The organism is Allobosea spartocytisi (assembly GCF_014764685.1).
Classification (GTDB): Bacteria; Pseudomonadota; Alphaproteobacteria; order Rhizobiales; family Beijerinckiaceae; genus Allobosea; species Allobosea spartocytisi.
In genome coordinates this window covers 104,262-116,327 of the sequence record NZ_JACXWY010000001.1, presented here as the reverse complement: position 1 = coordinate 116,327, position 12,066 = coordinate 104,262, and the positions used below count along the sequence as shown (strand labels likewise).

12 protein-coding genes are annotated in these 12,066 nt (G+C 68.1%); 2 read left to right on the top strand and 10 right to left on the bottom strand.

Going from position 1 to position 12,066, the window contains the following annotated elements; translation table 11 throughout:
* Positions 1–10 precede the first annotated feature (10 nt).
* On the top strand, positions 11–550 hold the full coding sequence (locus IED13_RS00505; RefSeq protein ID WP_038361939.1) for a GNAT family N-acetyltransferase: 540 nt from the start codon (positions 11–13) through the stop codon (positions 548–550).
* Positions 551–649: 99 nt separating this feature from the next.
* On the opposite strand, the gene IED13_RS00500 is transcribed toward IED13_RS00505, so the two are convergent.
* Genes IED13_RS00500 through IED13_RS00470 form a run of 7 tightly spaced genes read right to left on the bottom strand, consistent with a single transcriptional unit; the run spans position 650 to position 6,603 of the window.
* The gene (locus IED13_RS00500; protein ID WP_191123009.1) at positions 650–1,561 is read right to left on the bottom strand and encodes a homocysteine S-methyltransferase family protein; all 912 of its coding nucleotides are present in this window, start codon (positions 1,559–1,561) and stop codon (positions 650–652) included.
* On the bottom strand, positions 1,558–2,280 hold the full coding sequence (locus tag IED13_RS00495) for a GntR family transcriptional regulator (RefSeq protein WP_191123008.1): 723 nt from the start codon (positions 2,278–2,280) through the stop codon (positions 1,558–1,560). Before IED13_RS00495 ends, IED13_RS00500 begins: the two co-directional genes overlap by 4 nt.
* A 10-nt stretch (positions 2,281–2,290) precedes the next feature.
* Positions 2,291–3,064: an ABC transporter ATP-binding protein gene (locus tag IED13_RS00490; protein ID WP_191123007.1), complete on the bottom strand. Its 774-nt coding sequence runs from the start codon at positions 3,062–3,064 to the stop codon at positions 2,291–2,293.
* The gene (locus tag IED13_RS00485; RefSeq protein ID WP_038361948.1) at positions 3,061–3,762 is read right to left on the bottom strand and encodes an ABC transporter permease; all 702 of its coding nucleotides are present in this window, start codon (positions 3,760–3,762) and stop codon (positions 3,061–3,063) included. The genes IED13_RS00490 and IED13_RS00485 overlap by 4 nt, the downstream gene beginning before the upstream one ends.
* A 2-nt stretch (positions 3,763–3,764) precedes the next feature.
* On the bottom strand, positions 3,765–4,490 hold the full coding sequence (locus IED13_RS00480) for an ABC transporter permease (protein ID WP_191123006.1): 726 nt from the start codon (positions 4,488–4,490) through the stop codon (positions 3,765–3,767).
* A gap of 19 nt (positions 4,491–4,509) precedes the next feature.
* Positions 4,510–5,376, bottom strand: a complete 867-nt coding sequence (locus tag IED13_RS00475; protein ID WP_038361954.1) for a transporter substrate-binding domain-containing protein — start codon at positions 5,374–5,376, stop codon at positions 4,510–4,512.
* Between the two features lie 36 nt (positions 5,377–5,412).
* Positions 5,413–6,603: a M20 metallopeptidase family protein gene (locus IED13_RS00470; RefSeq protein WP_191123005.1), complete on the bottom strand. Its 1,191-nt coding sequence runs from the start codon at positions 6,601–6,603 to the stop codon at positions 5,413–5,415.
* 128 nt (positions 6,604–6,731) lie between these two features.
* On the opposite strand from IED13_RS00470, the gene IED13_RS00465 reads away from it, so the two are divergent.
* Positions 6,732–7,859, top strand: coding sequence for a trans-sulfuration enzyme family protein (locus IED13_RS00465; protein ID WP_191123004.1), 1,128 nt, complete (start codon positions 6,732–6,734; stop codon positions 7,857–7,859).
* A gap of 79 nt (positions 7,860–7,938) precedes the next feature.
* Here the strand turns inward: IED13_RS00465 and IED13_RS00460 are convergent, their stop codons facing one another.
* From IED13_RS00460 to IED13_RS00450, 3 genes are read right to left on the bottom strand one after another with little or no spacing between them, the layout of a single operon-like run.
* Positions 7,939–8,985, bottom strand: coding sequence for an ABC transporter ATP-binding protein (locus IED13_RS00460; protein WP_112764127.1), 1,047 nt, complete (start codon positions 8,983–8,985; stop codon positions 7,939–7,941).
* Positions 8,982–10,562 (bottom strand): ABC transporter permease, encoded by a 1,581-nt coding sequence (locus IED13_RS00455; protein ID WP_133561622.1) that lies wholly within the window; start codon positions 10,560–10,562, stop codon positions 8,982–8,984. The genes IED13_RS00460 and IED13_RS00455 overlap by 4 nt, the downstream gene beginning before the upstream one ends.
* 55 nt (positions 10,563–10,617) lie before the next feature.
* Positions 10,618–11,625, bottom strand: a complete 1,008-nt coding sequence (locus tag IED13_RS00450) for an iron ABC transporter substrate-binding protein (RefSeq protein WP_112764129.1) — start codon at positions 11,623–11,625, stop codon at positions 10,618–10,620.
* Between the last annotated feature and the right edge of the window lie 441 nt (positions 11,626–12,066).

Sequence of the window (12,066 nt, the reverse complement as noted above, 5' to 3'; positions counted from 1 at the left end):
GCGACGATTCATGGAAACCGACCGCCCCGTCATCATCCGCCCCTCGCGCGACGACGATGTCGAGCCCATGCTGGCGATTTATCGCCGGCATATCCGCCACGGCATCGAGGCCGGTGTCGAGGATACCGGCACCCCGCAGCCGGACGATCTGCGCGACCGGCGCAAGAACCTGCGCAACCGCAAGCTGCCGCATCTGGTGGCGACCCGCAGTGGCGAGGTCGTGGGCTACGCCTATGTCGTGCTGTTCCGCAAGCGGCCGGCCTACCGCTTCACGGTGAAGCACTCGATCTACGTCCACCACGAGCATCTCGGGCATGGCATCGGGCGGCTGCTGATGCAGGCGCTGATCGACGCCTGCGCCGCCGCCGGCTTCCGCCAGATGATCGGCTATATCGACGCGGAGAACAGCACGTCGCTGGCATTGCACGAGCGCTTCGGTTTCACCCGGGTCGGCCTGTTGCCGGGCGTCGCCTATCGCTATGGCCGCTGGGCCGACAGCGTCATGATGCAGCGCTCGCTCGGGGCAGGGGCCACGCAGCCGATCCCGTAGCCCCTGTCCGCGAATTCGGTCGGAAAGCCATCATTCGCGCAGCCGTAGGGAATTTCCCGCGTCGCGCGTGCTGTGGAACACCGCTCACCGCATGGAAGCTCAATCGGCGCGGAACGCGCGGTGGATCTCGCAAATGGAATCCGGTCCGATGCCGCAGCACCCGCCGATGATCCGGGCGCCGCGGCGGTGCCAGTCCCGCCCGAAGTCGCGGTAGCGAAGCGGCACGATATCCTCGCGCAGGTCGCTCAGCCCCTCATTTGCCGCAGCTTCCCCGGTCTTCTCGGGGAAGGCGTTGGCGTAGACGCCGATCGGGATTCCACTCTCTCCGAGAACGTCATGCGCGAGCGCGACAGCCGGGCCCATCACCTCCGGCTGGCTGCAATTGAACAGCACGGCGGCGGCGCCGGCAGCGCGGACCGCCGCGACGGCCTCGGCGACGCCTTCGCCCGAACGGAGGGCGGGGGCCTCTCCGGCAGTGCCATCGTCCTGCAGTGTGAAGGAAACCCAGATCGGCTTGCCGGTTGGGCGCACCGCCGCGCAAGCCGCGAGCGCCTCGGCGATGCAGCTTTGCGTTTCGGCAAGGAAATGGTCGACGGATGGCAGCAGGGCATCCACCAGCACCGCCAGCATGGCCGGAGCCCGCGCGGGATCGAACAGATCGGGGCGGTAGGAGCCGAACAGTGGCGGCAGCGATCCGGCCACGGTGATCTTGCGGCCGCTGCGCTGCGCTTCCTCCTCCGCGGCGCGGCGCGCCAATTCGCCCGACAGGGCGGCAAGCCTCGCGCCGTCCTGCGTGAAGCGCGCCTCGCCGATATGGAACGGCACCACCGCATAGCTGTTGGTGGTGATGACTTCGGCGCCCGCCTCGATGAAGGCGCGGTGCGCTGCCAGCACGGTCTCCGGCGCCTCCATCAGCGCCAGCGCCGACCATTCCGGCTGCCGGAAGGGCGCACCCATCCGCTTCAGCTCGCGCCCCATGCCGCCATCGAGGACGACCACCTTGTCCGTCATGCCAGATCGCTCTTCTTGAATTCGCCTTCGGCCCCTGCGCCGCCCGCCGAAACCAGGGCATGCTGCCCCTCCAGATCGGCGGCGAGGCTGGGCGCGATATGGGCACGCACGGCACGCTCGGCCTCATCCGGGCTACCGTGCATCACGCCCTCGAACAGCCCGCGATGATCGGCTTCGAGCGGAAAACGCGCGGGCCAATGCGTCTCGGACCAGCGGTAGAGCCACTCCATCTTCGTCGACAGGGCGTTGTAGCGCTTAATCAGGTGGCGATGGCCCGTCGCATCGACAATCGCCCGGTGGAAGCCGAGATCGGCCGCGACGCGGTCATCGACCGAGCCGGTTTCCGCCGGCGCCAGCCGCGCGAAGGCGGCGGCAATCAGGCTTTTGGGCTGCGCCTCGCTGCGCTCGGCGAGAATGCGGGCCGCCAGACCCTCCATCGCCTCGCGCAAGGTGTAGATCTCCCAGATCACCTGGGCGTTGAGGCTGGGGACGCGCCAGTTCGAATAGGGTGCCCGGACCACCAGCTCGTCGGCCTCCAGCGCGAACAGCGCGGTGCGCACCGTCCCGCGCCCGACGCCGAGCCGCCCCGCCAGCGCGATTTCCGTCAGCACCTCGCCGGGTGCCAGGCGACCGCGGACGATTTCGTCGCGCAGGCGCCGCATCGCCATGTCGGCGAGGCTGAGCCGTTCGATCGGTTGCTGGTCGTCCGTCAGGGGCACGGTCCGGTCCTCATTGTCCGCCGCGTTGCATGCCGACGAAGCGGCGGCAGCGCTCGGATTGCGGGTCGAGGAAAACCTGCTCGGGCGGGCCCTGTTCCTCGACGCGACCATCCTGGAGATAGATGGCGTGATTCGAGACCTCGCGCGCGAAGGTCATCTCATGGGTCACGATCAGCATCGTGCGGCCTTCCTCGGCCAGCGCGCGGATGACGCGCAGCACCTCGCCGACCAGTTCCGGGTCGAGCGCCGAGGTCGGCTCGTCGAAGAGCAGCGCGCGCGGCCGCATCGCAAGCGCGCGCGCAATCGCGACGCGCTGCTGCTGGCCGCCGGAGAGATGGGCGGGCCAGGCGTCGAATTTGTCGGCGAGCCCGACCTTGGCGAGCATCGCCTCAGCCTCCTCGCGGCATTCCGCGCGCGGCCGCCCTTGGACGTGGAGCGGCACCTCCATGACGTTCTGCAGCGCCGTCATATGGGGCCAGAGATTGAAGCTCTGGAAGACGAAGCCGAGCTGGCCGCGCAGCCTGCGGACGGTCTGCCGCTCCGCACGGGAGAAGCGATGCCCCGCATCCCTGATGCGGATCTGCGCATCGCCGACGCTGACCTCGCCCTGGTCCGGGATCTCCAGCAGGGGGATGCAGCGCAGCAGCGTGCTCTTGCCCGAGCCGCTGGCACCGATGATGGCGATCACGTCGCCGTCTCGGGCGGCGAGATCGATCCCGCGCAGCACCTCCTGGCCGCCAAAGCTCTTTCGGATATCGGTCAGCTTGACCGTGATCGGCGTCATGCCACGCTCCGTGCGTCGGTCGGTCGGCGATAGGGGGAGAGATGCTGCTCGAGCAGATCCACCGCCCGCGCGATCACTGTCACCAGGACGAGATAGATCGCCGCCGCGCACAGGAAGATCTCGATGGCGCGGTAGGTTTCGGAGACCTCCGCACGCGCGATGCCGGTGATCTCCATCAGCGTCACGACGCTGGCGAGCGAGGTCGCCTTGACCATGCTCGTGATCTCCGCGCCATAGGCGGGCAGCGCCTGCCGGAAGGCGAGAGGCAGCACGATCCGGCGCAGCATGGTCAGCCGCGTCATGCCGGAAACGCGAGCCGCCTCGATCGCCCCGGAAGGCACCGCGCGAAGACCGCCGCGCAGGATTTCCGAAGTGTAGGCCGCATCGTTCAGCATCAGGGCGAGGACGGCGCAGACATAAGGTTCGCGCAGCAGCGGCCAGAGCAGCGAGTGGCGCACCGCCGAGAACTGGGCGAGCCCGTAATAGATCAGGAAGATCTGGATCAGCAGCGGCGTGCCGCGGAAGATGTAGACGTAGAAATCGGCGATCCGCGCCCCGAGCCAGGAGGTGGCGCGCAGGCCCGACAGCCCGAGCGCGATCAGGCCGCCGCCGAGCAACGACAGGACCGCCAGCAGCAATGTCAGCGGCAGGCCGGCGAGCAGCTTGGGAAAGATCTGGGCGATAAAGGCGAAATCCATCGCTAGCCCCCGGTTCTCGCCGCGGCCTGCCCCCGCATGGAGCGCCATTCGGCGATGCGGAAGAGGAACCCGGAGATCGTCGTGATGGCGAGATAGATCGCGCCGCCGGCGAGGAAGAACAGGAAGGGCAATTCGGTCGAGTTTGCCGCCACCGTGACGGCGCGCAACGTCTCGACCAACCCGGTGACCGAGACCAGCGCGGATTCCTTGATGACCGACTGCCATTGGTTGCCGAGGCCGGGCAGCGCGGTACGCAGGGCCAGCGGCGCGATGATGCGCCGGAACATCGTCCAGCGGCCCATGCCGGTGACGCGCGCCGCCTCGAGCGTTCCGGGCGCGATGGCGTGGAAGGCGCCGCGCAGGACTTCCGCCTGCGTGGCGCCGGAGAGCAGGCCGATCGCCAGGCACCCCGCGGCGAAGCCGCTGATCTCGACGGGGCCGACATGCCCGAACTGCTTGGCGACCACCGAGGCGATCTGCCGGCCGCCGAAATAGAACAGGTAGATGACGAGCAGGTCGGGAATGCCGCGCATCACCACGCCATAGCCCTGCGCGAGGCGCCGGACGGGCGCTGAGCCCGCGATCCGCGCCCAGGCGCAGAGCGTGCCGAGGCCGAGCCCGAGCGCGAAGGCGCAGGCCGATACGGCGAGCGTCATCAGCCCGCCGTTCAGCAGCGCGTGCCCCCAGCCCTCCGGGCCGAAGCCCAGCAATGTCAGGCTGTCGTCCATCCCGTTCGGCTCGCCCGCGTCAGCTCGCGGGCGTGATGTCCATCTCGAACCACTTCAGCGCCAGCTTCTTGAGCGTGCCGTCGTCGATGGTCGACTTCAGCGCCTTGTCGAACATCTCCTTCAGCTCCGGATCGCCCTTGCGCAGGCCGACCGCGGATCCGACGCCCAGGAGGCCGCCCGTGAAAAGATAGCCGGACTGGATCATCTCGCCATTCGACTTCTTCGCGCTCGCCTGGATGTTGATCTGGGAGGCCATCACCGCATCGACGCGGCCGCTCTTCAGGTCCAGGAAGGTATCCGGCCCGGACGGATAGGTGCGGACGGTCACCACGTCCTTGAAATAGCGGTTGAGGACGTCGTTCTGGATCGTGGCGACCTGTACCGCGACGGTCTTGCCGGTCAGCGCTTTCGCCAGTTCGTCGATCGCCGTCTTGGCGGCGGCCTCATCCGTGAAGGGGACACGTGGCGCGCCCGTTCCGGGCAGCGACTTGATGCTGCCCTCCTTCATGATCGCGAAGCCCGAGCCGGCCGAGGCGTAGGGGCGGGAGAAGGCGATGACCTCCTCGCGCTTCGGCGTGATCGAAACGGCGTCCATGATGGCGTCGTATTTGCCGTCGGTGAGCCCGGCGATCATGCCGTCCCAGGCCTGCGCGATCATCTCGCACTTGACGCCCATGCGGGTCGACAGCTCCTGCAGGAGGTCGGGCTCGAAGCCGATCAGGCGGCCGTCGGGAGCGTGCATGTTGTAGGGAGGAAACGCGCCTTCGGTGGCGACGCGGATGAGCTTCCATTCCTTGGCCGTGGCGGAACGGGGCGCTGCGCCCAGAGCGAGGCCGGCTGCGGCGCCGAGGCCGAGCTTCAGGAAGTCAGAGCGGGTGATCGTCATGGCGAATCTCCGGTGCCGTAGCGAATGCGGGCGGGATCAGGACAGGATGTCGAGAGCGGTGCGGGCGAGCGCGGCGACGCCCAGGCCGATGCTGCGCTCGTCCGGCTGGTAGTCGGAATTGTGGACCCGGTCGTCGCGGCCGGGCTGCGACGAGCCGACCAGCAATTGGCAGGACGGAATGCGCTCCGAGAAATAGGAGAAATCCTCGGCGCCGAAGCGCCCTTCGAGCTGCTCGACCTTGTCGGCGCCGAATTGCTCGGACACCGACCGGATCACCGCATCGACGACGCCGTCATCGTTGATCAGGGCGGGCGCCCCGCGCTTGTAGTCGATCTCGCAGGTGACGCCCATCGCCGCGGCGACGCCGTCGCAGATCCGCCGGAAGCTGGCTTCCATCGTGTCGCGGCTCTCGGGCGAGCGGCAGCGGACCGTGCCCTGGAACAGACAGCTGTCGGGGATGATGTTGTGCGTCGAGCCGCCCTGGATGTGGCCGACGGTGAGCACCGCAGATCGCGACGGGTCCATGACGCGCGAAATCGCCGTCTGCAGCTGCATGATCATCGCGGAAGCGGCGACGATCGGATCGAGCGCGGAATGCGGGCGCGCCGCATGGCCCGATTTTCCACGCACGATCACGTCGAATTCGTCGCTCGATGCCGTGGAGGCCCCCCGGACATAGCCGAAGCGCCCCACCGGCATCTCGGGCCGGTTGTGGAAGGCCAGCGCGATGGCGGCACCATCGGCAGCGCCGTCCGCGACCATCGCGGCGGCGCCGCTCTCCACCGTTTCCTCGGCCGGCTGGAACACCAGCCTGACGCTGCCGCGCAGCTTGGGCGCCATGGCCTGCAGGACAGAGCCGACACCGAGCAGCGTGGCGGTGTGAATGTCATGGCCGCAGGCATGCATCGTCCCGGGGATGGTGCTGGCGAAGGGCAGCCCCGTCAGCTCCTCCATCGGCAGCGCATCCATGTCGGCGCGGATCAGCAGGCAGGGGCCCGGAGCGCCGCCTGCGATCTCGGCCACGACGCCGGTGCGCCCGACGCCGCGTCGCGGCGAGAGCCCGATCCGCTCCAGCTCCTGCGCGACGATTTCCGCGGTCCTGACGGTCTCGAACCCGATTTCCGGATGGGCATGGATGTCGCGGCGGATGGCGATCAATTGCGGTTCCATCGCCGCGACATGGCGCTCGATGTCGAGAGTGGGGTCGTTCGGGCGGTCGGGAGACATAAGAAGCTCTGACGGACGGTAAGCGGCGCCGGAACCTCGCACAGATCCTTAGCCGTCGCAATCGGACCGAGGATCGACAATCGACAATAGCTTACTAAAATGCGGGCCCGTTTCAGAATGTTGTTCTCATGCACGCCGCGACCATCCTGGCCCAGCTCGATCATGTCACCGATCCCTCAACTGGCGGGCTGGTGCCGTCGATCCATCCGGGCGTGACCCATGCCCGGCCGGGCAGCGCGATCGCGGCGGGTTACGCCCGCTCGGGCAACAGCGGCGCCGCGCTCGTCGAGAGCATTCTGTGCCAGTTGGAGAAGGGTGCGGCGGCGGCGGCCTTCGGCGCCGGCGCGGCTGCGGCGCAGGCCGTGCTGGCGAGCTTGCAGCCCGGCGACCGGGTGCTGGTCGACACAGGCCTCTACTACGAGTTCGGACGGATGATCTGGGCCTTCGCCGAACGCTTCGGCCTGGACATGGTGCGGGTCGATCTATGCGATCTGGAGGGCGTCGCCCGCAGCATGGGTGTCGCGGCCACGCGACTCGTTTGGGCCGAATGCCCGAGCAACCCGCTCTGGCGCGTGCCGGATCTCGCCGCCTTGGCGGCGCTGGCTCATCGGCACGGTGCGCGTCTGCTGGTCGATGCGACGGCGGCCACGCCGGTCCATTGCCGGCCGCTGACGCTGGGCGCCGATCTCGTGCTGCACTCGGCGACGAAATATCTCAACGGCCATGGCGATGTGGTCGCCGGCGCGCTCGTTGCGGCGGCAGAAGATGCGTGGTGGCGGGAGATGCTGACCGCGCGCGAGATGCATGGCAGCATCCTGCCGCCCTTCGAGGCCTGGCTCCTGCTGCGTGGCATGCGCTCCCTGGCGCTGAGGATGGAGCGCGTGTCGGCAACCGCGCAGACGCTCGCCGGCTGGCTTGCCCGGCATCCGCGCGTCGGCAAGGTGCATTATCCGGGGTTGCCGCAGCATCCGCAGCATGAACTGGCCTGCCGACAATTCCGGGACGGCTTCGGCGGCATGCTCTCCTTCGAACTCGGCGACGCGGCAGAGGCCATCGATCTCTGTGCCCGGGCGCGGATCTTCCGCCGCTCGACCTCGCTTGGATCGCCCGAGAGCCTGATCGAACACAGGCGCAGCACCGAAGGGGAGCGGTCCGATTGTCCTCCCGGTCTGGTGCGGCTCTCGGTCGGGCTGGAGCATCCCGACGACCTCCTGGCCGATTTGGCCGAAATGCTCTGTCCGGCGGGGCGGCCCTAGCAGATTTTCCGGAGCAGCGAATGGCGGACAGTGCCCGGCGCTTGCCGTCGCCGTTTGCTTCCTGTCCGGACGCTGACCTTCACGCGACGATGTCGGGCAGCAGGAACGGGCCGCCTTTGACCGATACGAAGACGGTGCTGCCGAGCTGTGGCTGCTCGGTGCTCGAAACATGGGCCGTGAAGCGTGCTTCGGCGCCATCATGCTTTGTCCGCAGCGTCACCGCATATTGCCCGCCCCGGAAGGCGACGTCCTCGACGATCGCCTCCAGGCCAGGCCCCACCGATGACAGTTGGAACTGCTCCGGCCTGAGCATGATGGTTCCATGTCCGCGGCGGCGGCCGGTCTCGGCCTCGAACTCGCCCAGCCCGCAGGAGACGATCCCCTCCGCGATGTCGGCCTTGAACAGGGCGGCATTGCCAAGGAACAGAGCCGTTTCGACATCGGCAGGGCGCCAGTAAAGCTCGGCTGGCCGGCCCGTTTGCACCAGTCGCCCCTCCCGCATCACCGCGAGTTGATCGGCGAAGGACAGCGCCTCGCCCTGGTCGTGGGTGACCAGAATGGTGGTGATGCCGGCCTTGGCCAGCACGCGCGCGACAGCTTGCCGGACACTCTCGCGCAGCCCGGTATCGAGCGCCGAGAACGGCTCGTCGAGCAGCATCAGGGCCGGCTTGCGGGCGAGCGCGCGGGCCAGCGCGACGCGCTGCTGCTGCCCTCCGGAGAGCTCGTGCGGCCTGCGGGTCAGCATCGCGGCATCGAGCTCGACGAGCTCCATCAGCTCGCGCAGGCGGGCAGCGCGGTCCGGCTCGTTTCGCGGGATGCCGAAACCGAGATTGCCGGCGACATCGAGATGCGGGAACAGCGCCCCGTCCTGGGCGACATAGCCGATCCGGCGTCGATGCGCGGGGGCGATCGCCAACCCGTCGGCCAATACCTGCCCGTCGAGCGTCACCGTTCCCGAGTCGGGAGCTTCGAAGCCGGCGATGACGCGCAGCAGCGTCGTCTTTCCCGAGCCGGACGGGCCGACGATGGCAACGCGGCTGCCCGCCTCCACGGCAAGGGATACGCGATCCAGCGCCGCTGTCGCGCCATAGCGCTTCGAGACGTCCGAAATGACGAGCTGGGTCATGCGCCGAGCGATCTGCGGGCCTGAGCGTGCAGCAGCGCGGTCATCGGCAACGAGAGAAGGATCATCAGCACGGCATAGGGCGCGGCCTTCGCATAGTCGAGTTCGCTGGTGAGCGCCCAGAACTCGGTGGCCAGCGTCCGCGTGCCGTTGGGGGCGAGCAGCAATGTCGCGGTCAGCTCTGTCGCCACGCCCATCGCGACAAGCGCCATCGCGGCGGCGACGCCGGGCGCCGCGAGCGGCAGCGTGACGGCAAGAAGCGCACGGGCCGGGCTGCGGCCGAGCGCCGCCGCGGCACGTTCCAGCTCGACCGGGACCTGCGCGATGCCGGCCCGCAGCCCGACGAGCGCGCGCGGCAGGAACATCAGGACATAGGCGAAGACCACGGTCGCCACCGTCTGGTAGAGCGGCAAGGCGACGCGCACCGTCACGGTGACGAGGGCGAGCGCGATCACGACGCCCGGGAGCGCGCCGAGATAGCTGTGGCAGCTTTCCAGGAAACGGGTTGCCCGGCCGGGCGCGCGCACCGACAGCCACGCCATCGGCAACGCTACCGCCGCAGTGGCCAGGGCGCCGGCAGCCGCATAGCCCAGCGTTTCCGCCAGGGACGCGGCCAGCGCACCCTGCCGCCAGACATCGTCTCCCGAGGCCAGGAGCCAATGCGTGAGCGTCAGCGCGGGCACGCCGAGGCTGAGAACTGCGAAGGCGAGCGGCAGTGCAAGCGCCGGCAGCCGCCAGTTTCCCAGGCGCTGGCGCGGGGCAGGGCGGGGCGCGCCCGAGCCGAGCCGGGCATAGCGTGCGCTGCCCCGCAGCAGCCATTCGAGTGCGATGAGCCCGAAGCAGCTCAGCACCAGCACGCCGGCGAGCATGTTCGCCGCCGGGCCGTTATAGCTCGACTGGAACTGATCGATGATCGCGGTGGTGAAGGTGTCGAAGCGGATCATCGCGTAGAGGCCGTATTCGGCGAGCAGGTGCAGCCCGACCAGCAGGCTGCCGCCGCAGATCGCAAGCCGCAGCTGCGGCAGGACCACCCGCAGGAACACGCGCGGAGGCGTCTGCCCGAGCGAAGCGGCGACATGCTCGAGCTCGGGGTCGAGCCGGCGGATCTGCGCGGCGACGGGCAGATAGAGGAAAGGCAGATAGGCGAGAACCGAAACCAGCACCGCGGCCGGCAGCCCGTGGAAGCGCGGCAGGAGGCTGACCCAGGCATAGGACTGGACGAAGGCGGGCACGGCGAGCGGCGCGACCGCAAGCCAGGAGAGGAATTTCGCGCCGGGCATGTCGCTGCGCTCGGTCAGCCAGGCCAGCGCGACCGCCAGCAGGATCGCAGGCGGCAGCGTGCACAATTCGAGCAGCAGCGTGTTGACGAGCAATTCGCCGACGCGCGGCCGCCAGATCAGCGAGAACGCGGTCTGCCAACCCGTCTCGATCGCGATCCAGGCGATGAATCCCAGCGGCAGCAGGGCGCAGAGGGAGACGCCCCCGGCGAGCAGGAGCATGGCCCGGCTCGCGAGATTGCGTTGCCGCCTGAGCGGCAAATCCGGCAGGGCCGGCATCGCGATGGAAAGTGAAACGGTCATGGGCAAAATGCGCGTGCGGGGCCTTTCGCACGCGCCATGAGCCGACGCAACCGGGTCAGAGCAGGCCGGCGGCGGTCATCAGCTCGGTGACCTTCTTGCTGTCGAGTTGCGAGGGCTCGACCTTCGGCGCGTCGAGCTTGGCGATCGGCTCCAGCTTCGGATTCGAAGCCTCGCCGTTGCCGATGGCGTATTCGAACGAGTCGCCCTCGCGCAGGACGGCCTGGCCATGCTTGCCGCTCATCCACTTCACGAAGGTTTCCGCCTCCTTCTTGTGCTTGCTGGATTCGAGCACGCCTGCGCCCGAGGTGCTCAGGAAGGCGCCAGGATCCTGCCCGCGGAAATAGTGCAGCGCGACGTTGTTGCTGTTCTCGGCCGTCTTCGCCTGGTCGCCGAAGTAGTAGTAGTGATAGATCACCGCGCCTTCGACCTCGCCGGCATTGACCGCCTTCATGGCGACGCTGTTGCCGCGATAGGCGCTGGAGTTATCCTTCATCGCCTTGAGCCAGTCGGCCGTGACCTTCTCCCCCTTGAGGACGAGGAGCGCGCCGACGATCGCCTGGAAGTCGGCGCCCGACGGCGAGGCGGCCCAGCGCCCCTTCCACTTGGGGTCGGCGAGGTCCAGCATCGACTTCGGAAGATCGGCCTCCTTCAGCTTGCGCTTGTCATAGGCGAAGACGGTGCTGCGCGCTGCGACACCCATCCAGCGCCCGCTCGCGGGACGGAACTGGGCCGGAACCTGATCGAGAATGTCCTTGGGCAGGGTCTCGAACAGCCCGGCCTTCTCGACCAGCACCATGGCCGGAGAATTCTCGGTGACGAAGACGTCGGCCGGGGAAGACGCGCCTTCCTGGACGATCTGGTTGGCGAGCTCGGTGTCCGACCCCTTGCGGATCGTCACCTTGATGCCGGTCTCCTTGGTGAAGTCGTCGGCCCAGGCCTGGGTCAGGCTGGCATGTTGCGCGTTGTAGACCGTGATGCCGTCCTCGGCGCGCACCGTGGCCGCCGCGGCGAGCGAGATGGCGAGCACGCCGACCCGAAGAGCAAGAAACGAGTATGACGTCATGCGGCCTTCTCCTGCCGATGCAGATCAAGAGGTGAGGCCGGCGTTAGATTCTTATGCGCCAAAACTGTCAATTATTATCGTCTAGTTTATAATTATTACAAATAATGGCTCTTTGCCGAATGGCTGAAAGCCAGGGGCTCGCCCGATCCCGCCCGAGAGGAATCGAAGCCGGAAGCCCTGCTTCAGGAGGATGCTCTCCCGAGAGAGCCATCTGATCGAGCGGTTCTGCGCAAGGCCGAAGCACGTCCGCCCCGATAGCAGAGCAGGGCGCTTATCCCTCCGGATTCGACCGGAATTCGGATCCGGACCGGAGGCCGGTGCGGATCTGGCTTGTTGCAACTGCAGGTTGAGACGTGGCCGCTCCGGCTCGTTCGGCGCAGTGGCTTGCCCCGCTGTCGTTGCCATCTCGGAGAGCGCGGGCCTTCTGGTCGGCGAGAAATC

What these genes read in the sequence shown, in the direction of transcription:
- IED13_RS00500 (WP_191123009.1), bottom strand. Translation starts at nt 1,561, where the DNA reads ATGACGGACAAGGTGGTCGTCCTCGATGGCGGCATGGGGCGCGAGCTG.
- IED13_RS00505 (WP_038361939.1), top strand. Translation starts at nt 11, where the DNA reads ATGGAAACCGACCGCCCCGTCATCATCCGCCCCTCGCGCGACGACGAT.
- IED13_RS00460 (WP_112764127.1), bottom strand. Translation starts at nt 8,985, where the DNA reads ATGACCCAGCTCGTCATTTCGGACGTCTCGAAGCGCTATGGCGCGACA.
- IED13_RS00465 (WP_191123004.1), top strand. Translation starts at nt 6,732, where the DNA reads ATGCACGCCGCGACCATCCTGGCCCAGCTCGATCATGTCACCGATCCC.
- IED13_RS00475 (WP_038361954.1), bottom strand. Translation starts at nt 5,376, where the DNA reads ATGACGATCACCCGCTCTGACTTCCTGAAGCTCGGCCTCGGCGCCGCA.
- IED13_RS00490 (WP_191123007.1), bottom strand. Translation starts at nt 3,064, where the DNA reads ATGACGCCGATCACGGTCAAGCTGACCGATATCCGAAAGAGCTTTGGC.
- IED13_RS00450 (WP_112764129.1), bottom strand. Translation starts at nt 11,625, where the DNA reads ATGACGTCATACTCGTTTCTTGCTCTTCGGGTCGGCGTGCTCGCCATC.
- IED13_RS00480 (WP_191123006.1), bottom strand. Translation starts at nt 4,490, where the DNA reads ATGGACGACAGCCTGACATTGCTGGGCTTCGGCCCGGAGGGCTGGGGG.
- IED13_RS00470 (WP_191123005.1), bottom strand. Translation starts at nt 6,603, where the DNA reads ATGTCTCCCGACCGCCCGAACGACCCCACTCTCGACATCGAGCGCCAT.
- IED13_RS00455 (WP_133561622.1), bottom strand. Translation starts at nt 10,562, where the DNA reads ATGACCGTTTCACTTTCCATCGCGATGCCGGCCCTGCCGGATTTGCCG.
- IED13_RS00485 (WP_038361948.1), bottom strand. Translation starts at nt 3,762, where the DNA reads ATGGATTTCGCCTTTATCGCCCAGATCTTTCCCAAGCTGCTCGCCGGC.